The following is a 24,914-nucleotide window of genomic DNA, read 5'->3' as shown; positions in this document are numbered from 1 at the left end:
GTTGCATTTCAGAAATTCTTCGTATTTTCATAATTAAGTAATGTCAAAACCCCGTTTTTTGCCTTTTTAGGTGATTTTCGGGGTTTGTTTTGAAGATAAGGCACAACAAATCCCCTGTAAAAACAAGGAATTTCTATTTTATGAAAGTGCCCATTTAAAAGTATCTCTTAGATAATTATTGCCAACGAACTTTCCTTTCAATATTTTTTCAATATCTTGTTTTTGTATGGATTTCAGAAAAGAGGATGGTCTTTTTCGTGCTTTGAACTGTTTTGAAAAGACATCGTTTAAAAAAATCTTATTTTTTCATTAGTGGATCAACATTAAAAAACTATCAAGGATTTTAACCCCGATAGTTTTAAACTTTATACAAATATTATAGTGAGATACTAACGTTTTCTACTTACTAGTTACTTCTATAACTCCATTAGCCCCTCTGATTCCATATTTTGCAGATTCTGGTCCTTTAAGTATTGTTACACTTTTTATGTCGGTTGGCACAATTTGCCCAAAATAGCTCTGACTAACGATAGTACCATTAAATACGAATAAAGGTGTTGTACTTCCATTTACAGTATTTACTCCACGTATCATAATACTAGTACCGACTACATTAACCCCAGGAACTTTACCTACTAAATAGTCATAGATATTCCTATATTGAAAAGCATTTGCAGTAACGTTATTGTGTTGATCCTCTACAGAAATGAGATTTTTGTCTTTACCCTTTAATATTTTTAAGTGAACAACTTCTTGTCCACTATACTTAACTTTTCCTATTCCTATTTTTGGAGAAAAAGCACTTATTTCTTCAGGAGTTTCTTCTATTTTTGTTTTAAATACACCTTTAGAATTGGTCCAACTCTTTTGTCTTACGTTATCAAAAAGAATGATGGCTCCAGGGATCGGTTTATTATTTTCATCAGTAACTTTAATAACTAGTTTTTTTGTTTGAGAGCTAGCAGATAAGTTAAAAGTTAAAGAAATAATAAATAAGAATACAATTTTTTTCATAATATTAGTTTTACCACACAATATATGAAAAAAAATAAACTCTTAGTTTTTTAGATAGACATTTAACTTTTATTATTCCTTATTTTTACCAAATGATGCAGGTTACAGAACAAGAATTGTTAGAAAAATTAAAGACCAATTTTGGATATGATAGTTTTCGTTTACAGCAACAAGCTGTTATTGAAAATATATTAGAAAAAAAAGATACCCTGGTTATTATGCCAACGGGGGGAGGAAAGTCTATATGCTACCAATTACCCGCATTATTTTTTGAAGGAGTTACATTGGTCATTTCGCCACTAATAGCTTTAATGAAAGACCAAGTAGATAGTTTAAAAGCCAACGGAATTCCTGCAACTTTTTTTAATAGCAGTCAATCAACAGAAGAGCAGCAACAAGTATTTGAAGTAATAGCCTCTAAAAGCATAAGACTATTATATGTTGCGCCCGAAAGTTTATCATTGCTTCAAAATGTGTTGTATCCATCTTATATAAGCTGTATTGCTGTTGATGAAGCGCATTGTATTTCTGCTTGGGGACACGATTTTCGTCCTTCTTATAAACAACTCTCATTCTTAAAAAAATCCTTGCCAGAAGTTCCGATTGTTGCCTTAACTGCTACGGCTGATAAAGCAACACAACAAGACATTTTAGAGCAATTGGCAATACCCAACGCAACGCAATTTATAAGTTCTTTTAATAGAGAAAATATTGCTTTAGAGGTACGTCCTGCAAACAATAGAGTACAACAAATAATTAAATTTATTCAAAGAAGACCCAATGAAGCAGGAATTGTTTATTGTTTGAGTAGAAAAGCTACAGAACAATTGGCCAATAAATTACAACAAAGCAATATTGATGCAAAGGCATATCATGCGGGATTATCTTTTGAAGAAAGAGCCAAAACTCAAGAAGCGTTTATTAAAGATGATTGTGAGGTGATTTGTGCTACCATTGCTTTTGGAATGGGAATTGACAAGTCGAATGTACGCTGGGTAATTCACTACAATATGCCTAAAAATATCGAAGGTTATTACCAAGAAATTGGGCGTTCAGGTCGAGACGGTTTACCTGCAAAAGCGGTATTATTTCATAGCTATGCCGATGTCATTCAACTACGTCAGTTTATAGAAAACACCAGTAACAAAGAAGTTCAAGAAGCTAAGCTTGAACGTATGAAGCAATTTGCTGAAGCTACGGTTTGCCGAAGAAAAATATTATTGAGCTATTTCGGAGAATTAATAGAAGAAAACTGCGGAAATTGTGATGTATGTAAAAATCCTCCGCAATTTTTCGATGGAACTATTATAGCACAAAAAGCATTGTCTGCCCTATATCGATTGCAGGGAAAGGAGGCAATGGGGACGGTTATTGATGTGCTACGTGGTGCCAAAAATGCTACCGTTTTAGACAAAGGCTACGACACACTAAAAACATACGGAGTAGGAAAAGAAATTTCATGGAGAGATTGGCAACATTATATTATTCAGTTAACCAACCAAGGCTATTGTCAAATTGCTTTTCATTTGAATAACAGTTTGCAACTTACAGATTTTTCAAGTAAAGTGCTTTTTGAAGGGGAGAAAGTGCAGTTAACCACACCAATAGCAGTTCAAAAAGAAACAACAAAAGCTACAAAAGAAAGGAGGAAGAAAGAAGTTAGCGATAGCCTATTCGAACGCTTACGAAGATTACGTTATCGAATTGCTCAAGAAGAAAATATCGCTGCTTATTTGGTTTTTAACGATGCTACACTCAGAGAAATAGAAAGAGATAGACCTTTGTCTGACGAAGCATTTTTGGCAATAAGTGGTGTAGGGCAACGAAAATTAGAAGTGTATGGGGCAGAGTTTATGGAAGAAATTAAAACTTTCTTAAGCGAGAAGAAGCGTACTAAAAAAGATACAACTTTAGAAACCTTTCAATTGTATAAAGAAGGTTTTACAGTCGAAGAGATAGCTGAAAGTCGTGGACTTAAACCTACCACTATTTTTTCTCATTTGTCGAAGTTATACTTAGAAGGAAAAGACGTGAGTTTAGATGAATTTATTGAGGCAGATACCTTGTCTTTGATAGCCAATGCCAAAAAAGTATTGAAAAATGAAACCGCCTTAAAACCCTATTTTGAATTTCTCGGAGAGCAAGTACCGTATGAAAAAATACGGGTAGGATTAACTATTTTGCAAAAAAAGAAGTAAAAATCGCCATTACTGTATAGGTTTATGCATTGGTTTTCTAGTTTATCAAGTTAAGGTAACTTGGTTTTAAAAGCAATGACGATTCATGTTTCATACTTTTAAGCCTTCAATGCTTCCATTTCTTTAATAATATCATCTAATTTTGATGTAAGACTGTGATATAATATTCTAGTTGAGATATTGTATACAACAAACCCAATGACTCCTGTTGCAATTGCTACGATAAGTCCAATTCCTAAAATATCTAAGAAAGAAGAATCTTTTGAAATGAATTTCGATAAAAAACTTTGCTCTTTTACCTCATAAGCTACTGCAAAAATTGATACAATTGCTAAAGGAATAGCAAAAACAAATAACTTTTTTGTAGCTTTCGATACTGAGTTAATTACGCTTCTATAGTTTTTTAAATAAGTTAAGTTGTCAGATTTTACATCAATAGTGTTAAACCTTTTTAGCAATCTCGAGTTAAAAAAGTACAAGCATAAGATTAGAAAAGTACCGTATGCACCAATAATCGTTTCTGATAAAAGGATGCCCCCAATAAGAACAATTCCTGCCATAGGAAGTAACCCCTTGTTATCAAACTCGTACGTTCTTTTAATTTTATGAATGACCGATTTAGATTTCTGATTGTATATATTGTTGATTTTTGGAGCTATTAATGATTGTTCATTTATAAAAGCTTCATTCCATCTTTTTTCAATTGATTTTTCCATCTAATACTATTTTTAATTGTTTTTTAATTCTGTTAATGCGAACTGCAATATTGTTAGCGCTAGTTCCAATAATCGCAGCAATTTCTTTGTAAGGGTTTTCTTCTAAATGCAGTAAAATTATCGCTCTGTCGACTTCAGATAATCTCTTAATAGCATCGTATAACAAGTTTAAATCTTCGTTTTGAAACGCTTTATTGTCCTCCGATAAATTGGGAGTTTTTTCTAAAGAATATTCCTTTTTAGCATTTCTTTTAGCTAAGGTTAAACATATGTTTAGCGTAATTCTGTAAATCCAAGTAGACCATTTCGACTTGTGCTGAAAAGCATCTCTACTTTTCCATATTTGTAAACAAGCCTCTTGATAAAAATCTTCAAAATCTTCTTGAGAGTCTGTGTACGCCCTACATATTTTAATAATGATGCCTGCGTAAGGTAGAATGGATGTTGTATAAAAATCGTTACTCAAAATTTAGTTTTCTTGATAGGTATTCTGAAAAGTAAAATTATTACAAGAGAATAGATAAATTTTTAAAATATTTTATTTTCAATAATTATTGAAAGTTTAATAAATTTTTATATATTTGTGGTATGAAATTAGAAGACGCAAAATTAAAATACATTCATACTTGGGGAAGTTTAGCGACCAACTGGGGAATTAACAAGACCATGGCACAAGTACATGCGCTATTGTTAGTTTCTACCAAACCTCTTTCTGCCGATGAAATTATGGAAACCCTACAAATTTCTAGAGGGAACGTGAATATGAATGTACGTGCTTTAATTGATTGGGGAATTGTAAGCAAAGAGTTTGTGGTAGGAGAGCGTAAGGAATTTTTTGTTGCTGATAAAGATATTTGGGAACTCTTTAAACAAATAACAAAAGAGCGTAAGAAAAGAGAGATAGAACCGGTTTTAAAGGTGTTAGATGAATTACAAGAAGAGGTGAACGACACTTCAGAAGAAGCAGCAGCCTTTAAAAAAGTGATGAATGATTTATCTTCTGTAACCAAAACAGTCAATGGAATTTTAGAAAAAGCTATTAAAGCAGATGAACATTGGTTGTTATCTAACTTTACCAAAATGATTAAAAAGTAAAAAAATTTGCATACAAACTTTCAAAAATTTCTGAAAATTTAAAATGAATAAAAAGTATTTACATAAAGTGTCAACATTATTAATTGCTTGTGTTTGGTTGATAAACGGATTCTTTTGTAAAATTCTTAACCTCGTTCCAAGGCATCAAGAAATATTAGGAAAAATAATTGATAGTAATTACGCAAGAGAGTTAACTATCATCATTGGAATACTGGAAATTGTTATGCTGATATGGATAATATCCAAATATCAATCAAAATTGAATGCAATAACACAAATTACAATTGTTATGCTGATGAATATAATCGAAATTATCCTAATACCTGACGCATTGCTGTGGGGAAAATTCAATATAGTTTTTGCACTCTTGTTTGTGTTTACAGTTTATGTAAATGAGTTTCGGTTTAAAAAAATAGCATAAAATGATAGTATCGTTAAAAAATCACCCATTTGCAGTCGAGGCATTTTTCGAAAGTTCGGTTGTGGTAACATTTGCCGTTCCAAAGGAAGACCTAGAAGACCTAATTCCGGAATGTTTGGAACTTGATACTTTTAATAATCAATGGGCTTTTTTAGCTTTAGCCATGGTACAAACTAAGGATTTAAGACCGAAAGGTTTTCCTAAAATCTTAGGAAATGATTTCTTTTTAATTGGTTATCGTGTTTTTGTACGATATACCAATTTAAAAGGGAAAAAATTAAGAGGACTGTATATTTTAAAATCGGAAACGGATAGTAAAAGAATGAAAATAGCTGGTAATGTATTTACTCATTACAATTACACCACTTCAGATATCAATCAAGTAAAGCGAGGTAATCATAAGAGTATTTATTCAAAAAAATCAGCTTTTTATTTCGTTTATGATGAGTCAAGTAATGTATCGCTTCCAAAAGATTCACCTTTCTCTAGCTGGAAAGAAGCTAGAAGGTTTGCAGGACCTTTGCCATTCACCTTTACGTATAAAGGAGATAAAAAAGAACTATTAATTATAGAAGGAGTGCGAAATAATTGGAAACCAATGCCTATTAAAATTGTTGATTATAATTTTTCATTTATAAAAGACCTTGGATTAACAAATGTGAGAGTTGCTAACTCATTTAGTATTAAAAACGTTCCGTATTACTGGAAAAAAGGGAAAATTGAATTATGGAAAAAAGAAGAAGAAAATTTCAAGGAGTAGTAAACATACTTAGTTTTAATAGGCATTTTTATAGCATAGGCTTGATAGGTTTGGGATTCGTGGTTTTAAGTCAATACTTATTTACCTATAATCATTCTCTAAAATGGTTTTTAGTTATAGCTTTTACCTACGGCTTAGTAGCACCTTTGGTAGTATCAGCGTATGTATATGATTTTAGTAGATATTATGATTTTAATTGGATTGATAAGCTGAATTTGAGAGAATCGGTTGGTAGTAAAATTGTCAATATGAATGCAGGTTTTGATGAGACGAGTTACATTTTAAAGGAAAAGTTTCAAGAATCAAACTTACAAGTTTTTGATTTCTACGATGAGATGAAGCATACAGAGCAGGCTATAAAAATAGCAAGAAAAGTAAGCAGCGTATATCCAAATACCAACATAATAAATACAAGTAAAATTCCTTTAGAAGATACATGTGTTGATTTTCTCTTTTTATTGTCAGCAGCACATGAAATTAGGTCTAATAAAGAGAAAATAACTTTTTTTAAAGAGTGTTCTCGAGTTTTAAAAAATAGTGGAAAAATTTTAGTTGTTGAACACCTTAGAGATGTACCAAATTTCTTAGCTTTTTCAATTGGATTTACACATTTTTTTTCAAAAAAAACATGGAAAAATGTATTTGAAAAGGCAAATCTGAAACTAAAAGAAGAAATAAAATTTACACCGTTTGTATCGGTATTTGTACTTGAAAATAATAATAAAAACTAGAAATCATTATGGAAATTCACTTAAAAATCATCGGGTATATGCTAATTGTTCTAGCATTGATACACATTGCTTTTCCAACGTATTTTAATTGGAAAAAAGAGTTAAATCAGCTTAGTTTAATGAACAAACAAATGATGGTAGTACATACTTTTTTTATTGCACTAACAGTATTTTTAATGGGAGTTATTTTTGTTGTAGGAGGGAAAGACTTAATAGAAACAAACCTCGGTAAAAAGATGATGTTTGGGTTTGCAATTTTTTGGTCTATTAGGCTGTTCATGCAACTATTTGTGTATTCTCCAAAATTATGGAAAGGTAAAACCTTTGAAACTTTTATTCATATATTTTTCACATGCTTTTGGATATATGTTACTACTGTGACTTGGAGTATATTTTTTAAGTAAGTAGTCCTTATTGAAAGCCTTTGAGAATTCTTATAGATTGAATTCTACACCTATAGTGATATAGTACCTCTCAACAAACAGTTGTTTGTTAAGAGGCTTTTTTGTTGTATACTCTTAAAAATTCTACTATCTATTATCCTGTAAAGCAAACACTTGACGTAACAATGGAGTATCACGTAATCCTACTTTTTCACGAATTCCTTTTTCTTCAACAGCAATCATAGTAAACACTCCTTCTAAAGCTTTAGTTGTCACGTAGTCTGTTAAATCTGGATTTACTTTATTTACAAATGGGATGCTATTGTACTTAGATATGATGTTAGACCATATTTTGTCTGCCCCTACTTTTGCAAACGAGTTTTTAATTACAGGATTAAATTCGCTATACAGCGCTGAAGTTGTTTTTCCTTGTAAATAATTGGTAGCAGCATTGTCTGCTCCTAATAAAATATTTTTTGCATCGTTAAAAGTAATTTCCTTTACTGCATTTACAAAGATAGGCGTCGCTGTTTTTACAGCATCTTCTGCTGTTCTGTTAATCGCTTTCAACCCTTCATCTGCCAAATTACCTAAACCTATACTGCGTAATCCTTTGTCAACTGCTTGTAGTTCTTCTGGTAACAAAATTTTTACCAAATCATTTTTATAAAACCCATCTTTTGAAGTTAACTTGGTTACTTGGTGCTGAATACCATTGTCTAAAGCTTGACGCAAACCACTTCCTATTTGTTCCTGTGTTAATCCTCCCTGTGGTAATTGATTGATTACGTTCTGCAATTCTGCACACCCTGTAAAGGCAAGAGCTATTAAAAATACTGCTATTTTTTTCATTTTTTGTTCTGTTTAATTCTATATATCTTTTTGAAACAATAAATTAAATATTGTCACATTTTTTTAAAGCTATCGGTGTTTTTATCGTACCCATAAGGGCAATGTTTGCATCCACTTTTACAGCAATAACCTCTTCGCAAATGGTACGCCTCTTTAAAAACCCGATATCCCTGCTCGTTTAAATAATATTCATCGGGAGTAGGTTTTATTATATTCTGCTTCATAAAATACAAATATCATAAAAAATACGTTAAACAGCATGTATATTTCTGTTTAACGTATTGGCTATTCTTTTAAAAAAGAAACTTATTACTTGTTAGCTTTAGGTGGATACTCCGCCATAATTTTGGCTACGAATTCTTTTATCCTTTCTTCTTTACGCTCCATGCTAGTACTCGAACTTAGTGCACCTGTTCCTATTCCTTGCCATACTAATTCTTTGTTTTTTGCATCAATAATATCTAAAAACAAAGTTCCTTCGGTATACTGATTTACGTCTAAACGATTAGCTCCTCCCCACATCCAAGGATTCCAACCCCAGCCGTAGCCCATACCCCAGCCATAATTGTTATCATTTATATTGATACGTTCTCTCGATTTCGTAAACAAGCTTACCAATACATCTGGAGTGGCTGATTTTGTCATTCCTTTTGCTAACAATTCCGTTTCAATAGCTCGCATAATACGCTTTTTATCTAAATCGGAAATTTGAGCTTTGTCTATTCCTGTTTTGTAGAACGCAAATGTTTTGTAGTCTTTAAAATCAGCTTTCGTATCGTAATCGGTCATTACTTTTACTGAACTACACGAAGTGATAAGCAGTACTACTACTGGTAAAAAAAGTAATCTTATTTTTTTCATTTTTTTAGAATTTATATTTTTTTAAACAATGCATCATCTACTAGATTTGGAAGTGTTACTTTTAATTTTTTCTCAGCTTCCATTGCACGCTTAATGGCAAAAACTGCTTCTTCATTTCTTGCCCAGCTTCGTCTTGCTATTCCGTTATTTACATCCCAAAAAAGCATTGATTTTAGACGTCTTGATGCATCTTTAGTACCATCAAGAAGCATGCCAAATCCGCCATTGATTACTTCACCCCAACCTACACCACCTCCGTTGTGAATAGAGACCCACGTAGCTCCTCTAAAACTATCGCCTATTACATTATGAATTGCCATATCGGCTGTAAAACGAGACCCATCATAAATATTAGATGTTTCTCGGTATGGAGAATCGGTTCCAGAAACATCGTGATGGTCACGACCTAAAACTACTGGACCTATTTTTCCTTTTTTTATTGCCTTATTAAAAGCTGCTGCTATTTTTATACGTCCTTCAGCATCAGCATATAAAATACGTGCTTGCGAACCTACGACTAACTTATTCTCTTGTGCCCCTTTAATCCACCGAATGTTATCTGCCATTTGCTGTTGGATTTCTTCAGGAGATTTTTTCATGATTTTCTCTAACACCTTACAAGCAATAGCATCTGTTTTCGCTAAATCTTCTGGTTTTCCCGAAGTACATACCCAACGGAAAGGACCAAAACCATAATCGAAACACATCGGTCCCATGATATCTTGTACATAACTAGGGTACTTGAATTCTCTTCCCAGGGTAGGATTCGGATTCATGACATCTGCTCCTGCCCTACTCGCTTCTAGTAAAAAAGCATTTCCGTAATCAAAGAAATAGGTTCCTTTTTCTGTGTGTTTGTTTATTGCTTTGGCATGGCGACGTAACGTTTCTTGTACTTTCTCTTTAAACAGTTCGGGATTGTTCGCCATCATTTCGTTTGACTCTTCAAACGACATCCCAACAGGATAGTAACCTCCTGCCCACGGATTGTGAAGCGAAGTTTGATCGGAGCCTAAATCGATATACACCTCTTCTTCTGCAAATTTCTCCCAAACATCTACTACATTTCCTAAATAAGCTAACGAAACCACCTCTTGCTTTTCTTTTGCTTCTCGAACACGTGCTACTAAAGCGTCTAAATCGGTCATCTTTTCATCAATCCAACCCTGATCTAAACGAACCTGCGTTATTTTCGGATTCACCTCAGCACAAACCGTAATACAACCCGCAATAGTTCCTGCTTTGGGTTGCGCCCCACTCATTCCGCCCAAACCTGCAGTAACAAATAGATTTCCTTTAGGTGATTTTCCAATTTTTCTAAATCCGTTTAACACGGTAATCGTAGTTCCATGAACAATTCCTTGCGGACCAATATACATGTAACTCCCCGCAGTCATTTGTCCGTATTGTGTTACCCCCAAAGCATTGAATCTTTCCCAATCATCTGGTTTGGAATAATTCGGAATCATCATTCCATTGGTAACCACCACTCTTGGTGCATCTTTATGCGATGGAAATAGTCCCATTGGATGTCCTGAATACATGACCAAGGTTTGCTTATGAGTCATTTCAGACAAATACTTCATGGTTAGTAAGTATTGTGCCCAATTCGAAAATACGGCACCATTTCCACCATACGTAATTAATTCGTGCGGATGTTGTGCTACGGCATAATCTAAATTATTTTGAATCATTACCATGATTGCTTTGGCTTGCTCACACTTACCCGGATACTCGTCAATCGGACGTGCATACATTTTATAATCAGGACGAAAGCGATACATATAAATTCTACCATACTTTTCTAATTCCTCCTTAAATTCAGGCAGTAATTCTTCGTGATGCTTTTTATCAAAATAGCGTAAAGCATTTCTTAATGCTAATTGCTTCTCTTCATCAGTTAAAATTTCTTTACGTTTTGGGGCATGATTTATGGCAGTATCGTATTCCTTTTTCGGAGGTAATACTTGTGGAATTCCTTGTTTTATCTGTTCTTTAAAAGTCATAATCATCTTTTTAAATTATACTACTCTAAATTCTTGATTTTTAACCATGTTCACCAACGTATTGATATCGTCTTTAAGCACACGGTCTTCTTCTAACTTCGCTACTTTGTTTCGTATTAATGTGAAATTCTCTTCAATAATTGCTGAAAAGGTATTCGGACGTCTAAATTCCATCGCTTGTGCTGCGTACATCAATTCAATCGCTAAAATCTTGTCTAAATTTCCTAAAATTTGATTGAATTTTCTTCCAGAAATACTTCCCATAGATACATGGTCTTCTTGACCTAAGGATGTGGGCACGCTATCTGCCGAAGGCGGAAAACACAACGATTTATTTTCTGTTACCAAAGCTGCTGTAGTGTACTGCGGAATCATAAAGCCTGAATTTAAACCACCTGCTTCTGTTAACAACCTTGGCAATCCGTATTTTCCTTCTAGTAACAAATAACAACGTCTGTCAGCAATATTTCCTAATTCAGCCGCTGCAATAGAAGCGTAGTCTAATGCCATCGCTAAAGGCTGTCCGTGAAAGTTTCCGCCCGAAATAGCTTCCGTTTCACTCAATACAATTGGATTGTCTGTTACGGCATTCATTTCTATTACTGCCAATTCTTTTAAGTGTTCGTAAGCATTTCTCGAGGCTCCATGTACTTGGGGCATACATCGAATTGAATATGGATCTTGCACTCGTTTACACTCAAAGTGATTGGCTAAATTTTGAGAATCTTTGAGTAACATTCGTACACGTGCGGCTACTTTTAAGCTTCCTTTAAAAGGTCTAATGGTATGTAATTCTTCTCTAAAAGGAGAAGCACTTCCTTGAAATCCTTCTAAACTCATCGTTCCTGCTACATCTGCTAAATCTAGTAGGTATTCCATCTTTTTTAATCCTACGATCGCATGAGACAAGATGAATTGAGTGCCATTGATTAACCCTAATCCTTCTTTTGCCATGAGTGTTAACGGACGTAAGTCATGCTTTACTAACACTTCTTTAGCTGGTACAATTGTATCGTGTATCCAGAATTCACCTTCACCTAACAAGGGTAAAAATAAATGTGACAAGGGTGCTAAATCTCCCGATGCTCCCACAGAACCCTGTCTCTGGAACTACAGGTAGCAAATCGTTTTCAATAAAATACACAATACGTTCAATCAATTCGAGTCGCACCCCTGAAAAACCTTGACATAAGGCATGTACCTTGCATATCATCATTATTTTAGATAGGGTTTTATCTATAGGATTCCCTACCCCTACCGCATGAGTAATGAGCAAATTTTCTTGCAATTTACTCGTTTCCTCTGGCGTAATTTGTACGTCGCACAAAGGTCCAAAACCTGTGTTAATTCCGTAAACCGCAGCATTTGAATTTGCCATGGTTTCTACCTTCTTTCTACATACCGTTACTTTCTCTTTCGCCTCTTCAGTAATTACGGCTTCTAATGCTCCGTTTGCTATTGCAATTACTTTAGTTACTGTTAAGTGATCTATTCCGTATTTAAACATTTTATTCCTTCGTTTTTCACAAAATTACTTCTATTTTTGATGCTTATTAATACTATTTCAGTCAATTATTAATAACTATGAGTTATCAATTAGAATTAAGACACCTTCGCTATTTTTTAGCGGTTGCAGAAGAATTGCACTTTAGAAAAGCTGCGGAACGATTATTCATCTCGCAGCCAGGTTTGAGTAGACAAATAAAACAAATGGAAGCTGATTTAGAAATTCAGTTGTTTGAAAGACATAACCGAAAAGTAATACTCACACCCGCAGGGGTGTACCTAAAAGACGAGTTAACCAGAAATCTTAAAAATTTAGATACTATTTTTCAGCATGCAAAATTGCTACAAGAAGGTAAGCGCGGAAAACTAGAATTTGGATATGTAGGTTCTGCCATGCAAGAAATAATTCCAAAATTATTAGTTGCTTTCAAAAAAACGCATGCAAATGTACAGTTTGGTTTAAAAGAAATGGACAATCAAAAACAAATTGAAAATTTACTACATCAAAAAATTGATGTTGGTTTTGTTCGGCTAGACAGTGTGCCCAGGGGATTGAATATTCAACCTATATTGAAAGAAAATTTTTGTTTGGTTTTACCCAAAGACCACCCTATAAACGCTTCTAATTTCAAAAACTTAAATCAATTAAAAAACGAACCTTTTATCTTGTTTGACCCTTCCTATAGTCCGTCTTATCATGAAAAAGTAATGCAAATTTTCACCGATAGCGGCTTTACACCTATCATATCGCATCTTACCATTCATGCAGCTTCTATATACAAATTGGTAGAAAATAATTTCGGACTCTCCATCGTTCCTAAATCACTACAACAGGGGTATGATATGAATGTTCAATTCATCGAACTCACCGATATTAAACAACACACCACCTTATCAGTTGTATGGAATACACATAACAGAAACCCACTTTTAAACACGCTGATTAACACAATAGTAACAATGAAGTAAGCCTAGTTTATAATTAATTGCCTACTTTTACCACCATAGCTTTTGCTACTCAATAGTACATGATTTTTATTTCAAAACATATCATACCTAGAGGCTTTGCTGGATTGACCTTGTATCCTTTTATCTTTTTAAAAAGAGAAGATTTAAAAGGAAATCCTATTTTGATAAATCATGAAAAAATTCACTTACAACAACAACGAGAGCTACTAATCATTTTCTTTTATCTCCTTTATTTTTTAGAATGGTTTATCAGATTACTTATATATCGAAAGACATCCAAAGCATACAAAAATTTAAGTTTTGAACGAGAAGCTTATCAAAATGAGCATAACTTAGAATATATCGCCTCTCGAAAAAGATGGGCATTCCTTTGGTATTTATAATTGTTAAAACATCCTGCTATTTTTTAAGATTTCCGTAAATTGCGTACCCGAAAATCAAGACAATTTACGAATGGAACAAATAACTCCCTATAAACCCAAACACAAAGTACGCATTGTAACTGCGGCTTCTTTATTTGATGGACACGATGCTGCCATTAATATCATGCGCCGAATTATTCAAGCTACTGGTGTTGAAGTAATTCACTTAGGACATGACAGAAGCGTGGAAGAAGTAGTAAACTGTGCTATTCAAGAAGATGCCAATGCCATTGCGATGACGTCGTATCAAGGTGGGCATAATGAGTACTTTAAGTACATGTACGATTTATTGCAAGAAAAAGGAGCAGGACATATTAAAATATTTGGCGGCGGCGGTGGTGTAATTCTTCCTGAGGAAATCAAAGAATTGATGGATTATGGAATTACACGTATTTACTCTCCTGATGATGGTAGAGAAATGGGCTTACAAGGAATGATTAACGATCTGGTTGCACAATCCGACTTTCCGAGTCCATCCTTATACCTTCCCGAAGGAAAGGATATAGAAACAGCTTTAAAAGATAAAAATGTAAATACCATTGCGAGGTTAATTTCTTTTGCTGAAAATCAGCATGAAGAGTTTAACAAATTATTTTCTACTGTAGGAAAATCAGAAGGAGCTTCTACTCCAGTTTTAGGAATTACGGGTACGGGTGGTGCTGGTAAATCGAGTTTGGTAGATGAGCTAGTACGTCGTTTTTTACTCGATTTTCCTGAAAAAACCATCGGATTAATTTCTGTAGACCCTTCTAAAAGAAAAACAGGAGGTGCGTTGTTAGGAGACCGTATTCGTATGAATGCTATTAATAATGAGCGTGTGTACATGCGTTCGTTAGCAACACGTCAATCGAACTTAGCCCTATCAAAACACGTAAATGAAGCGGTTGAAGTTTTAAAAGCTGCGGAATTCGATCTAATCATTTTAGAAACTTCAGGTATCGGACAATCTGATACCGAGATTATCGAACATTCTGATACTTCGTTGTATGTAATGACTCCAGAATTTGGGGCTGCAACACAGTTAGAAAAAATCGATATGCTTGATTTTGCCGATTTGGTAGCGATTAACAAATTTGACAAGAGAGGTGCTTTAGATGCTTTACGCGATGTAAAAAAACAATACATGCGTAACAACAACTTGTGGGATGTTCACATGGATGATATGCCTGTATTTGGCACCATTGCCTCTCAATTCAACGACCCAGGTATGAACTCGCTATACAAAGCGATTATGGATACCTTGGTTGAAAAAACAGGAGCTGATTTACCTTCTACTTTTGAAATTACCAAAGAAATGTCTGAAAAGATTTATGTCATTCCACCAAGTAGAACCCGTTATTTATCAGAGATTTCAGAAAATAACCGTGCTTACGATAAAAAGGTTGATGCGCAAGAAAAAGTAGCTCAGAAGTTATACGGAATCTATCAAACCATCCTTTCTGTCATTGCGAGTGAAACGAAGCAATCTTTTTTAGATAAATCAGGACTCAATCAAGAGGAAATTCAGCAACAAGTTCAAGAAGAAGAGCTACCATTCATAAAATTATTAATTGCTCAATTTGACAAAGTAAAATTAAATCTTGACCCTCATAACTGGGAAGTTATTTTAAACTGGCAAGAGACCGTAAAAAAATACAAAGACCCTATTTATACGTTTAAAGTACGTGATAAAGAAATTAAGATAGCAACACATACAGAGTCGCTTTCACATACGCAAATTCCGAAAGTAGCTTTACCAAAATACCAAGCTTGGGGAGATTTGCTTCGTTGGAATTTACAAGAAAATGTTCCTGGTGAATTTCCGTATACCGCAGGATTGTATCCATTTAAACGTACCGGAGAAGACCCTACCCGAATGTTTGCGGGCGAAGGTGGTCCTGAACGTACCAACCGTCGTTTTCACTACGTAAGTTTAGGTATGCCAGCAAAGCGTTTATCTACTGCTTTCGATTCGGTTACCTTATACGGTAACGACCCAGGGTACAGACCCGATATTTATGGTAAAATCGGAAATGCGGGAGTGTCCATCTGTTGTTTAGACGATGCTAAAAAATTATACTCTGGTTTCGATTTAAGTCATGCCATGACTTCAGTTTCTATGACGATTAACGGGCCTGCTCCGATGTTGTTAGGATTCTTTATGAATGCTGCCATCGACCAGAATTGTGAAAAATACATCAAAGAACACAAACTAGAGAAAAAGGTTGAGGCTAAACTTAAAGAATTATACGACAACAAAGGTATTGACAGACCCAGATATAATGGAGAACTTCCTGAAGGTAACGACGGATTAGGTTTGTTATTACTAGGTGTTACAGGCGATCAAATTTTACCTGCCAACGTGTATGCTGAAATTAAGGCAGCTACCCTAGCACAAGTGCGTGGTACCGTTCAGGCAGATATTTTAAAAGAAGACCAAGCGCAAAACACCTGTATTTTCTCTACCGAATTTGCTTTGCGTTTAATGGGCGATGTACAAGAATATTTTATTGAGAAAAATGTTCGTAATTTTTATTCAGTATCTATTTCTGGATATCATATTGCTGAAGCGGGTGCGAACCCGATTACACAATTGGCGTTAACCTTAGCAAACGGATTTACCTATGTAGAATACTATTTATCTAGAGGAATGGATATTAATAAGTTCGGACCGAACTTATCGTTCTTCTTCTCGAATGGTATCGACCCTGAATATGCCGTTATTGGTCGTGTGGCTCGTAAAATTTGGGCAAAAGCCTTAAAACATAAATACGGGGCAAACCCAAGAGCGCAGATGTTAAAATATCATATTCAAACGTCTGGACGTTCGTTACACGCCCAAGAAATTGACTTTAATGATATCCGTACCACCTTACAAGCGTTGTATGCAATTTACGACAACTGTAACTCGCTACATACCAACGCATACGACGAGGCGATTACCACACCTACGGAAGAATCGGTACGTCGTGCCATGGCAATTCAGTTAATCATCAACAAAGAATTAGGATTGGCGAAAAACGAGAATCCAATTCAAGGGTCTTTTATTATTGAAGAATTGACTGATTTGGTAGAAGAAGCGGTATTAACCGAATTCGACAGAATTACCGAGCGTGGTGGGGTTTTAGGAGCGATGGAAACCATGTACCAACGTTCTAAAATTCAAGAAGAGAGTTTGTATTACGAAACCTTAAAACATACAGGTGAGTTTCCAATTATTGGGGTAAATACCTTCTTAAGTTCAAAAGGGTCTCCAACGGTTACCCCACAAGAAGTAATTCGAGCAACAGAAGAGGAAAAACAATTCCAAATCAAAACAAAAGAAAGCCTTAACGAGGCTCACAAAGATAAAGTAGTGCAAGAGCTTGCTAAGATTCAAGAAGCCGCCATTCAAAATGAAAATATTTTTGAAAAATTAATGGACGCTACCAAAGTATGTTCGTTAGGTCAAATCACCTCAGCTTTGTTTGAAGTGGGCGGGCAATACAGACGAAATATGTAAGCAACCGATATTCACTAATAAATAGTTAAACCTTCACTTTTTGTGGAGGTTTTTTGTTTATAAAACTGCTTAAAATCAACAACCCAATATTTTTATAAAACAGCCAAACACCTATATATGAAGATAGCAATAAGATAGGAGAAAAAGTATGATTTTAATCAGTGTTTTACTTGTTTTTATTGTTGAAATTTGAAATAGATAATAATAAAAAACCATACCAAACATGAAAAAAAGAACACCGATTTCAACTATTATGACTAGAAATCTAATTACGTTAAGTAGTACAGATGATCTGATAACTGCAGAGAAATTATTTAGAAAAGAGCATATAAGACACATTCCTATAGTAAGTGGAAATGAAATAAAAGGAATGTTAAGTTACACCGATTTACTGCGTATCAGTTTTGCCGATGCAGTTGATGAAGAAGAGACAGATGTAGATACAATCGTATATAACATGTTTAGTATTGAACAAGTAATGGCAAAAAATTTGGTAACAGTTAGTTCTAATACAACAATTAAAGAAGTGGCTGAGGTTTTAGCAAAAAAAGAGTTTCATGCATTACCTGTTGTTGACAATAATGAGTTGGTTGGTATTGTAACTACAACCGATTTAATTGCCTATTTAGTAGAGCAATTTTAGTTTTTATAAATTCCTTGTAAAGTTAGGGCAAGATTATCTATTCTTGCCCTAGCTTTTTGGATTGTTTCCAATAAAAATTACGGAAATACCATACTTTTATTACGTCTTTTTTTGAATCAGTTTATTTTTTACAATTTATTTTTAGAGAAATTCTAAATTTTTCAATTATGCTAAAAAACATTTCAAATTTAGGCTCAGTTCTGAATAAGTCAGAGCAAAAATCTATTCAAGGTGGATGGACTTACATAATGTGCATTTTATGTGAACCGCTTCCTCCAGGTTACATTTGTATGAACGAGGTTTTTTGTGGACCAAACTAAAAAATTAAAAGCTGTATATTCTAAATCATACAGCTTTTTAATTTAACAATATCCCGTATATACATAGCATTTCACGAAAAACTCAAGTTTAGCAAAAAACAGTTTATGTGAAGCGTACCCACAAGGCACATTCAGAAAAATAGGTTTGTTTACTTTATATAAAGATAAAAAACAAAGATTTATAGGTAATCTAGTGTTACCTAGTGGCTTTAGGCGTTAGGTTTTTTGTAGTATTTTTTTCTTAACCAAAAAGAAACACGAACCAATAAAATCAACGCAGGTACTTCAACTAATGGCCCAATTACTCCTGCAAATGCTTGACCTGAATTTAGTCCGAAAACTGCAATAGCAACTGCAATAGCCAATTCGAAATTATTTCCTGCTGCCGTAAAAGCAACTGAGGCTGTCTTGTCGTATTCTGCTCCTGTTGCTTTGGTAAAGAAAAATCCGATAATAAACATTAACGCAAAATAGATGAGTAAGGGAACTGCAATAATTAGAACATCCATTGGAATTTCCACAATCAACTCTCCTTTCAGAGAGAACATAATCAGGATTGTAAATAACAGAGCAATTAATGTTATTGGCGAAATTGCAGGAATGAATTTCTTTGTATACCATTCCTCTCCTTTCATTTTTACTAAAATAAGTCTGCTCAATATTCCCATTACAAATGGAATACCTAAATAAATAGCTACACTTTCAGCAATTGCTCCGATTGAAACATCTACAATAGCGCCTTCAAATCCAAAAAAAGGCGGAAGAACAGTGATAAAAATCCACGCATAAAAACTATACGCAAACACTTGAAAAATACTATTTAAGGCGACCAAACCAGCTCCATATTCGCTACTTCCTTCGGCAAGATCATTCCATACCAAAACCATTGCAATACAACGTGCCAAACCAATCAAAATTAGTCCGACCATATATTCTGGATAATCACGTAAAAATGTAATTGCTAGAACAAACATTAAAACAGGACCTATTATCCAATTTAGAATAAGTGAAATAGATAGGATTTTTGTGTTTCTGAAAACTTTTGGTAAAAGGGCATAGTTGACTTTTGCTAAAGGAGGATACATCATCAATATTAAGCCTATTGCAATAGGAATATTCGTTGTTCCACTACTAAATGAATTTATGTAGTTAGGAAATGTAGGGACAAAATATCCAATTCCAACTCCAATAGCCATGGTTATAAATATCCACAAAGTCAGATTCCTGTCAAGAAAACTCAATTTTTTTTTCGCCATTTTTACAACTCTATATATAGGCAAATGTAAAACAATTCAGTCGTAATTTTTATACTTGTTTGATTGTATTTTTCAGCTTTTTGGTCACGGTATATGTATGTTGTGTATTCCAGACGGACATACTCTATGTGTTTTATAGGGGACAAAACAAGTAGCTCTTTTTGCCAGTGCCACGCTTTCTATGGGTTAGTTAAGATAAAGTTCGTCTTTAAAGAGCTGGTTAATACGCTAGTTATTAATTATAACAAATAATACAAGTTCTTTTCGATCTTTAAAAATCAATCACATATATACCTGTCCTGATCCCCAGCCAAAGCGATTCCGAGTCTATCTAATTATTGAAAATTGTCAAGTGATTAAACCGAAAAGACATGTGTTAATCTAAAAACAAAATAGTATTTTAATATCCGTAAAACTAAGAATTACTTTTCAACAGGAGCCGTTGTTATGAGTCTGATTTTCTATGGCCAAACACTCCAGTATATTCTGTTATTGTACTGAAACGATTGATTGATATAGCTAGGAATAATAACCATATAATGTTGAGTGTAACCTCCACTGGTAAATGTGTCATCCTGATAGTAACTTAAAGTGCTCATTCTATCAAAATTCCAACCTGGCGTACCATCGCTTAAATAGTGATAATTATGGTTTGGATAAAACCAGAGATTTCTAACGTATATTCCAGATGCAGTTGCTTGTATTGTAATCGTTGAATATGAGTTAAGGTAACCGCTTTTTTCCAATTTTTCTGGAACTACAACTCCATAACCTTTATAATCACCAATATTTCTTTCTATTTCAAAAAGATGTATACCTTTTTGAGAATCATAAGGAGCCTCTTGGTAATTTGTTTGTTTACCTATTTGATCTGATTTATTAATATCTTTCATGAAATTAATTTCATCCAACAAGTTTAATGAAGAATTTTTTAATTCATTGACCATAGAATTTGCAACATCTTCATCATTAGAACTTACCAGATACTTTACATAAGTACCTTTAACTTCACCTTCAATGACAACTTCATAACTGTATCTAAATTCCTGCTGGTTTAAATCTTCATCTGCTATGCCAGAGTCATTTTTTTCAATCTTTGTGTATTCTTGGAAATCTTCTTTTTGACAACCAGTCATAATTATTCCTATTAAGGCGAGGAAAAAAGCTCTATAAATTAATTTTCTCATTATAATTATTCTTTTATTAAATCTACTTCAATTTTAAGTCTTGCTCGGTTAATTCTGACTGTACCTGTACAATCATCATTTCAATTATTTTTATGCTTCCATTTGTCATATATCCAAAAGATGAAGGTCTTTAACCTTATGTTTTCGTTGTGTTTAATTAATTACAACGCAGGCTATGGTTTCGTTACGTTTTTTAAGCACCTAATTTAGCAAATACAAACCGAATAGAAAATCCGCGAGGACTTTAGCAAGTAGGCGAGAACAAGCAATTACTTATAGCCATTGTGCCTGCTGCACAACCCCAATATACGATTTATTTTTTGCAATATAAAAGTTTTTTTATGTTAAGTTGTTTTATATCAAATATATAAATCGTATTTTTAATCATGCAAGACAAAAAAAACGTATCAAGAAAAACTGTTAACTTCCTTTCATTTGAGTGTGTATATACTCCAAGAAAAATTTTATCGTAGATTAAATTATGGGACCTTCTTTTGGAACTCTCACACAGTATATGGGCTTGCGCAAAGTTAATGTTAGGGGTATCGATGGGGCGAATAAGTGCATGCTCATGGCAGCGGTTGCATACAACATTAAAAAACTATTAAAATTCTTGGGTAAACCTACTAAAACTGAGGCGAAAACGGTTGCTTTTGTGTTTTGGTTAAAAAATGTACAATATCACTTAATGAATTTCGTTTTAAGCTCAGAAAAAAAGCAAAATAAGGAGTTAAAATTTTGGCTTCGTTCTAAATAAAGCCCTTACATAGCTTTAAAATGAATTCTATTTTTTTAAAATTTGGGGGTTGTGCATCAGCTACCATTGTTAGCCATAGTTATTTATTCGATTCAAGAAATTTAGTCATTATTATGTCATTCATTTCTTTTGCCTTTTCAAGTGATTCATTTCCATTTAAGTCTAAATAATATCCACCATAAACAAGGTGGTTATTTATAAGAATTAAATTGTATACATACACCACTATAATTTCGTGGTCATCATAGTAAGGCTTTATTAATTTTAAAGCAGATAATATGTTTTCATTGGGTCTGTATTCCTCAATAACTATCGGCTTTTCAGAATGTAAAAAAGTTGTGTCAGAATATACTTTTTTTAGAGCTTCCAATCTGTCAACATTAATAGTTCCAGTTTTCATTTTTTGAACTCTAAATAATCTTTCTAAATCGTTTCCAGTCAATTTCCATTTTTGCTCATTTTTATTAATCATAAAAACTGCATAATCTTCAAAATCGAGAACATCTAGACTGTCTTTTTTTGCAAGCGTATAATTATTTAAATAAACTCCAACGGTTTCCATTTTATCAGAAACTGATAAATCATCAAAATATAATTTTACTGATTCATCTGAGTAGGATTCGGTCCATTTTTCAAAATTCGGAAGATTAAATTCGATACGTTCAATTTCGTTTTTCTCTTCAGAATAATAGTCCTCTTTTTTATCAGACTTACATCCGATTAATAGAAGGAAAAATATTATGTAAGTTCTGGTCATTCTTAATTATGGCTAACGGTTTGTATAACCATCCGTTTTAATGGTGGTTATAGTTTGTTACCACACGTTTTTTATTTCACGTTCCAAAGGTCAGTCGCAATTAACAGTAGGGCTTTGCTTTGGTCAGATTATTAATTTTAAAATCAATTATTATGAAAATAACAAAAAACAAATAGAAAATAGTATTAATCGTCAGAAGATAAGAAATTCAAATCGTCGGTTAAATCCTCTTTCAGAAAATCCTGAAACTTTGAGTTTAATTCAGAGAATTTTGATTCCACGTTACTTTCGGCTTCTTGTCCTGTGTTTCCTTTTAGTAATTCTTTTATTTCAAGTTGTTCTTTTAATATTTCCGATAAATAATAACTGTTATATATGTTAGTTTTATGTAATTCCCATAATAATTTAGATGTATTAAGTCTAAATTCAGGATTATTTAATTGGTCAAATATTTCGTTATCATTCATAAAGTTTGTTTTTTTCAAATGTGTGGTAACACGTAAATATATGGACATTTCCGTATACTTCCAAAAAAGCTCTATAAACCTTAAAAGAGTTTAAAATATTGATAAACAATAGATTAAATTTTTATAATTGTCTTGTACTTTGTAACAACTTCCTAGTATAGCTACCATTACTTTAACACCGTAAACTCAATACTCGAATCGGTAAATACCGAGTGCGTTTGTATTTTAAAATCTTTTTCGTCTGCTTTGTAAATATTGTCTACATAGGTTTGCGGATTCAAATCAATTAAAGGAAACCACGTGCTTTGTACTTGTATTTGCACTTTGTGTCCTTTTTTAAACGTATGAAAAACATCTTGTAGTTTAATATTCACGGCTGTTTTTTTATTCGGTGTAAATGGTTCGGGATGTGAAAAGCTATTTCTAAAACGCCCACGCATTACCTCACTACGCACCATTAAATGATAGTTGCTTAGTTTTAAGTGTGGCTGCATTTCTTTGTGATCGTTTTTTAAGTCGTGTGGGTGTACATCCACCACCTTTACAATCCAATCGGCAGCAGTACCCGTGGTGGCTACTTGTAGTTTTGCCAATATATCTCCAGCAAGGGTCAACTCTTCGGTTAACACCTCAGTTTCAAAGACCAATACATCGGGTCTACGAGCCGCAAAACGCTGATCGTCGGTCATGTATTTACGTGGCGTAAACACGGTTTTAATATCTTCTGAATAGGGCACAGGTCGCTTCACATCACTAATAAAACTTACCTTATTGTTTCCTTTTTGAGTTGCTGTTAATTCTTGGTTTTCTGAAAGGAAAAATGTTTGTTTTTGTGCATTTTTTGGCGGCCATATATCGTATGATTTCCATGACTTTTTACCCGTATCAAACACATAGGCTTCGGGTAATCCTGAGTTTTTAGTACCATCACCCTTTAAAAAGTGATTGAAGAATTTGGTTTCTACTTCTTTTTGGTAGTTTAACGAGATAGAATCTCCAAAATAGTAGTTACCTACTTTGGTAGCGACTTTATTTCTCGACCATCCGCCGTGATCCCAAGGTCCAAAAACCAAGGTATTGTAGTTGTTTGGTTGATTCTTTTCAATGCCTTTATAGGTTTCTAGCGGTCCGTACAAGTCTTCCGCATCAAACCACCCACCAACAATCATGGTTGCTACGGTTGAAGGTACTTTATCTAAATGCTGAATGATTCCTTTGCTTTGCCATACCGAGTCGTAATTAGGATGTTCTACAATTTCTTTCCAAAAGAAATCATCAATACGTTCTTTGGTGTCGGTAACTTTGGTGTCTAATTTTTCGTACTGAAAATAGTCGTTTAAGTTTTTTAAGGGGCCTTTGTCTAAAAAAAACTGATATTGGTCTTGCGTTTTCATATCAGGAAACGAGTACCAAGCAGAATCGGTGGGTTGGTCTTTGTAGGTTCCGAATAACGAAATTGCCTTAAAGTAGCTTAATAAGAAAGCGCCGTTATGATGAAAATCGTCAAAAAAGAAATCTCCAATACAAGCTTGTGGTGAAGCAGCTTTTAAAGCAGGGTGCGCATCAATAGTCGAAACAGTAGCGTAATGACCCGGATAGGAAATTCCCCAAGTACCCACTTTACCATTGTTATTGGGTACATGGTTCACGAGCCAATCTATCGTATCATAGGTATCGGTGGTTTCATCGGTTTGTGTTGCTGTTTTATTCGGAATATAAGCACGCATATTATCGTATACGCCTTCGCTCATCCAACGTCCGCGAACATCTTGATATACGATTATATTCCCTTCTTTCATTAAAATGGGGTTCGGACCAATTTTTTTCTGAATTCATTTTCTCCATAAGGTTGACAACTATACGGAGTGCGTTGTAGTAAAATAGGGTAGGTTTTACTGGTGTCTTTTGGTGAGTATATGGTAGTGTGGAGTTTGATACCATCTCTCATTTCGATAGCGATCTCTTTTTTTGTATAATGGTCTTTAACATAGGTATTTTCAGCGACATCCCCTTTTTTTGTGGCTGTTTTTTTTGTGCAACTGGCAAATGAAACGGCAATAATAAATAATAGAACTACGGTTTTTTTCATGGTGGCTTTTTGTAGATAAAAAA

22 protein-coding genes and 2 pseudogenes are annotated in these 24,914 nt (G+C 33.9%); 11 read left to right on the top strand and 13 right to left on the bottom strand.

The genetic code is table 11. The features are described 5' to 3' along the window. Positions 1-399 precede the first annotated feature (399 nt). A complete protein-coding gene (locus P8625_RS14610; protein WP_279651172.1) occupies positions 400-1,014 on the bottom strand; it encodes a TonB-dependent receptor plug domain-containing protein in 615 nt (204 codons plus the stop codon). Positions 1,015-1,106: 92 nt separating this feature from the next. Here P8625_RS14610 and recQ point away from each other — a divergent pair, with 92 nt between their 5' ends. Next, positions 1,107-3,212 (top strand): DNA helicase RecQ, encoded by a 2,106-nt coding sequence (gene recQ / locus P8625_RS14605; protein ID WP_279651171.1) that lies wholly within the window; start codon positions 1,107-1,109, stop codon positions 3,210-3,212. Positions 3,213-3,310: 98 nt separating this feature from the next. Here the strand turns inward: recQ and P8625_RS14600 are convergent, their stop codons facing one another. After that, positions 3,311-3,928 carry a hypothetical protein gene (locus tag P8625_RS14600; protein ID WP_279651170.1) on the bottom strand — a complete coding sequence of 206 codons (618 nt, stop codon included), beginning with the start codon at positions 3,926-3,928 and terminating at the stop codon, positions 3,311-3,313. Continuing rightward, positions 3,912-4,394, bottom strand: a complete 483-nt coding sequence (locus P8625_RS14595; protein WP_279651169.1) for an RNA polymerase sigma factor — start codon at positions 4,392-4,394, stop codon at positions 3,912-3,914. Before P8625_RS14595 ends, P8625_RS14600 begins: the two co-directional genes overlap by 17 nt. 122 nt (positions 4,395-4,516) lie before the next feature. Here P8625_RS14595 and P8625_RS14590 point away from each other — a divergent pair, with 122 nt between their 5' ends. From P8625_RS14590 to P8625_RS14570, 5 genes are read left to right on the top strand one after another with little or no spacing between them, the layout of a single operon-like run. After that, a complete protein-coding gene (locus P8625_RS14590; RefSeq protein ID WP_279651168.1) occupies positions 4,517-5,023 on the top strand; it encodes a GbsR/MarR family transcriptional regulator in 507 nt (168 codons plus the stop codon). A 43-nt stretch (positions 5,024-5,066) separates the two neighbouring features. After that, positions 5,067-5,444, top strand: coding sequence for a DoxX-like family protein (locus P8625_RS14585; RefSeq protein ID WP_279651167.1), 378 nt, complete (start codon positions 5,067-5,069; stop codon positions 5,442-5,444). A 1-nt stretch (position 5,445) separates the two neighbouring features. Next, positions 5,446-6,204, top strand: a complete 759-nt coding sequence (locus tag P8625_RS14580; protein ID WP_279651166.1) for a DUF2071 domain-containing protein — start codon at positions 5,446-5,448, stop codon at positions 6,202-6,204. Next, positions 6,171-6,935, top strand: coding sequence for a class I SAM-dependent methyltransferase (locus tag P8625_RS14575; protein WP_279651165.1), 765 nt, complete (start codon positions 6,171-6,173; stop codon positions 6,933-6,935). The genes P8625_RS14580 and P8625_RS14575 overlap by 34 nt, the downstream gene beginning before the upstream one ends. 8 nt (positions 6,936-6,943) lie before the next feature. Next, on the top strand, positions 6,944-7,339 hold the full coding sequence (locus tag P8625_RS14570) for a hypothetical protein (protein WP_279651164.1): 396 nt from the start codon (positions 6,944-6,946) through the stop codon (positions 7,337-7,339). A gap of 126 nt (positions 7,340-7,465) precedes the next feature. Here P8625_RS14570 and P8625_RS14565 read toward each other — a convergent pair whose 3' ends face one another. From P8625_RS14565 to hutH, 5 genes and pseudogenes are all read right to left on the bottom strand, one after another. Beyond that, positions 7,466-8,170, bottom strand: coding sequence for a DUF4197 domain-containing protein (locus tag P8625_RS14565; protein WP_279651163.1), 705 nt, complete (start codon positions 8,168-8,170; stop codon positions 7,466-7,468). A gap of 53 nt (positions 8,171-8,223) precedes the next feature. Continuing rightward, entirely contained in the window at positions 8,224-8,394 is a 171-nt protein-coding gene (locus tag P8625_RS14560) for a DUF5522 domain-containing protein (RefSeq protein WP_279651162.1), read from the bottom strand. A gap of 85 nt (positions 8,395-8,479) precedes the next feature. Further along, a complete protein-coding gene (locus P8625_RS14555; RefSeq protein WP_279651161.1) occupies positions 8,480-9,031 on the bottom strand; it encodes a DUF4136 domain-containing protein in 552 nt (183 codons plus the stop codon). Between the two features lie 11 nt (positions 9,032-9,042). Beyond that, positions 9,043-11,037, bottom strand: a complete 1,995-nt coding sequence (locus tag P8625_RS14550) for a urocanate hydratase (protein WP_279651160.1) — start codon at positions 11,035-11,037, stop codon at positions 9,043-9,045. Positions 11,038-11,052: 15 nt separating this feature from the next. Further along, positions 11,053-12,544 (bottom strand): annotated as a pseudogene (gene hutH, locus P8625_RS14545) (histidine ammonia-lyase). Between the two features lie 77 nt (positions 12,545-12,621). Here hutH and P8625_RS14540 point away from each other — a divergent pair. From P8625_RS14540 to P8625_RS14525, 4 genes are all read left to right on the top strand, one after another. Beyond that, a complete protein-coding gene (locus P8625_RS14540) occupies positions 12,622-13,512 on the top strand; it encodes a LysR family transcriptional regulator (RefSeq protein WP_279651159.1) in 891 nt (296 codons plus the stop codon). Positions 13,513-13,571: 59 nt separating this feature from the next. Next, positions 13,572-13,895 (top strand): hypothetical protein, encoded by a 324-nt coding sequence (locus tag P8625_RS14535; protein ID WP_279651158.1) that lies wholly within the window; start codon positions 13,572-13,574, stop codon positions 13,893-13,895. Positions 13,896-13,965: 70 nt separating this feature from the next. After that, entirely contained in the window at positions 13,966-17,415 is a 3,450-nt protein-coding gene (locus P8625_RS14530; protein ID WP_279651157.1) for a methylmalonyl-CoA mutase family protein, read from the top strand. A 223-nt stretch (positions 17,416-17,638) separates the two neighbouring features. After that, positions 17,639-18,058 carry a CBS domain-containing protein gene (locus P8625_RS14525; protein ID WP_279651156.1) on the top strand — a complete coding sequence of 140 codons (420 nt, stop codon included), beginning with the start codon at positions 17,639-17,641 and terminating at the stop codon, positions 18,056-18,058. A 529-nt stretch (positions 18,059-18,587) separates the two neighbouring features. Here the strand turns inward: P8625_RS14525 and arsB are convergent. Then, positions 18,588-19,634 (bottom strand): ACR3 family arsenite efflux transporter, encoded by a 1,047-nt coding sequence (gene arsB, locus P8625_RS14520; protein ID WP_279652972.1) that lies wholly within the window; start codon positions 19,632-19,634, stop codon positions 18,588-18,590. 461 nt (positions 19,635-20,095) lie between these two features. Then, on the bottom strand, positions 20,096-20,821 hold the full coding sequence (locus P8625_RS14515; protein ID WP_279651155.1) for a hypothetical protein: 726 nt from the start codon (positions 20,819-20,821) through the stop codon (positions 20,096-20,098). 481 nt (positions 20,822-21,302) lie between these two features. On the opposite strand from P8625_RS14515, the gene P8625_RS14510 reads away from it, so the two are divergent. Continuing rightward, the gene (locus P8625_RS14510) at positions 21,303-21,578 is read left to right on the top strand and encodes a transposase (RefSeq protein WP_279651154.1); all 276 of its coding nucleotides are present in this window, start codon (positions 21,303-21,305) and stop codon (positions 21,576-21,578) included. A 79-nt stretch (positions 21,579-21,657) separates the two neighbouring features. Here the strand turns inward: P8625_RS14510 and P8625_RS14505 are convergent, their stop codons facing one another. The 3 genes and pseudogenes from P8625_RS14505 to P8625_RS14495 form a co-directional block, all read right to left on the bottom strand. After that, positions 21,658-22,335 (bottom strand): hypothetical protein, encoded by a 678-nt coding sequence (locus P8625_RS14505; RefSeq protein ID WP_279651153.1) that lies wholly within the window; start codon positions 22,333-22,335, stop codon positions 21,658-21,660. Positions 22,336-22,520: 185 nt separating this feature from the next. After that, positions 22,521-22,850: a hypothetical protein gene (locus P8625_RS14500; RefSeq protein ID WP_279651152.1), complete on the bottom strand. Its 330-nt coding sequence runs from the start codon at positions 22,848-22,850 to the stop codon at positions 22,521-22,523. A gap of 119 nt (positions 22,851-22,969) precedes the next feature. Then, positions 22,970-24,891 (bottom strand): annotated as a pseudogene (locus tag P8625_RS14495) (CocE/NonD family hydrolase). Positions 24,892-24,914 lie beyond the last annotated feature (23 nt).

Source organism: Tenacibaculum tangerinum (assembly GCF_029853675.1).
Lineage (GTDB): Bacteria > Bacteroidota > Bacteroidia > Flavobacteriales > Flavobacteriaceae > Polaribacter > Polaribacter tangerinum_A.
This window is presented reverse-complemented; position numbering and strand designations above follow the sequence as displayed.

What these genes read in the sequence shown, in the direction of transcription:
- P8625_RS14610 (WP_279651172.1), bottom strand. Translation starts at nt 1,014, where the DNA reads ATGAAAAAAATTGTATTCTTATTTATTATTTCTTTAACTTTTAACTTA.
- recQ (WP_279651171.1), top strand. Translation starts at nt 1,107, where the DNA reads ATGATGCAGGTTACAGAACAAGAATTGTTAGAAAAATTAAAGACCAAT.
- P8625_RS14600 (WP_279651170.1), bottom strand. Translation starts at nt 3,928, where the DNA reads ATGGAAAAATCAATTGAAAAAAGATGGAATGAAGCTTTTATAAATGAA.
- P8625_RS14590 (WP_279651168.1), top strand. Translation starts at nt 4,517, where the DNA reads ATGAAATTAGAAGACGCAAAATTAAAATACATTCATACTTGGGGAAGT.
- P8625_RS14585 (WP_279651167.1), top strand. Translation starts at nt 5,067, where the DNA reads ATGAATAAAAAGTATTTACATAAAGTGTCAACATTATTAATTGCTTGT.
- P8625_RS14580 (WP_279651166.1), top strand. Translation starts at nt 5,446, where the DNA reads ATGATAGTATCGTTAAAAAATCACCCATTTGCAGTCGAGGCATTTTTC.
- P8625_RS14575 (WP_279651165.1), top strand. Translation starts at nt 6,171, where the DNA reads ATGGAAAAAAGAAGAAGAAAATTTCAAGGAGTAGTAAACATACTTAGT.
- P8625_RS14570 (WP_279651164.1), top strand. Translation starts at nt 6,944, where the DNA reads ATGGAAATTCACTTAAAAATCATCGGGTATATGCTAATTGTTCTAGCA.
- P8625_RS14565 (WP_279651163.1), bottom strand. Translation starts at nt 8,170, where the DNA reads ATGAAAAAAATAGCAGTATTTTTAATAGCTCTTGCCTTTACAGGGTGT.
- P8625_RS14560 (WP_279651162.1), bottom strand. Translation starts at nt 8,394, where the DNA reads ATGAAGCAGAATATAATAAAACCTACTCCCGATGAATATTATTTAAAC.
- P8625_RS14555 (WP_279651161.1), bottom strand. Translation starts at nt 9,031, where the DNA reads ATGAAAAAAATAAGATTACTTTTTTTACCAGTAGTAGTACTGCTTATC.
- P8625_RS14550 (WP_279651160.1), bottom strand. Translation starts at nt 11,037, where the DNA reads ATGACTTTTAAAGAACAGATAAAACAAGGAATTCCACAAGTATTACCT.
- P8625_RS14540 (WP_279651159.1), top strand. Translation starts at nt 12,622, where the DNA reads ATGAGTTATCAATTAGAATTAAGACACCTTCGCTATTTTTTAGCGGTT.
- P8625_RS14535 (WP_279651158.1), top strand. Translation starts at nt 13,572, where the DNA reads ATGATTTTTATTTCAAAACATATCATACCTAGAGGCTTTGCTGGATTG.
- P8625_RS14530 (WP_279651157.1), top strand. Translation starts at nt 13,966, where the DNA reads ATGGAACAAATAACTCCCTATAAACCCAAACACAAAGTACGCATTGTA.
- P8625_RS14525 (WP_279651156.1), top strand. Translation starts at nt 17,639, where the DNA reads ATGAAAAAAAGAACACCGATTTCAACTATTATGACTAGAAATCTAATT.
- arsB (WP_279652972.1), bottom strand. Translation starts at nt 19,634, where the DNA reads ATGGCGAAAAAAAAATTGAGTTTTCTTGACAGGAATCTGACTTTGTGG.
- P8625_RS14515 (WP_279651155.1), bottom strand. Translation starts at nt 20,821, where the DNA reads ATGAGAAAATTAATTTATAGAGCTTTTTTCCTCGCCTTAATAGGAATA.
- P8625_RS14510 (WP_279651154.1), top strand. Translation starts at nt 21,303, where the DNA reads ATGGGACCTTCTTTTGGAACTCTCACACAGTATATGGGCTTGCGCAAA.
- P8625_RS14505 (WP_279651153.1), bottom strand. Translation starts at nt 22,335, where the DNA reads ATGACCAGAACTTACATAATATTTTTCCTTCTATTAATCGGATGTAAG.
- P8625_RS14500 (WP_279651152.1), bottom strand. Translation starts at nt 22,850, where the DNA reads ATGTCCATATATTTACGTGTTACCACACATTTGAAAAAAACAAACTTT.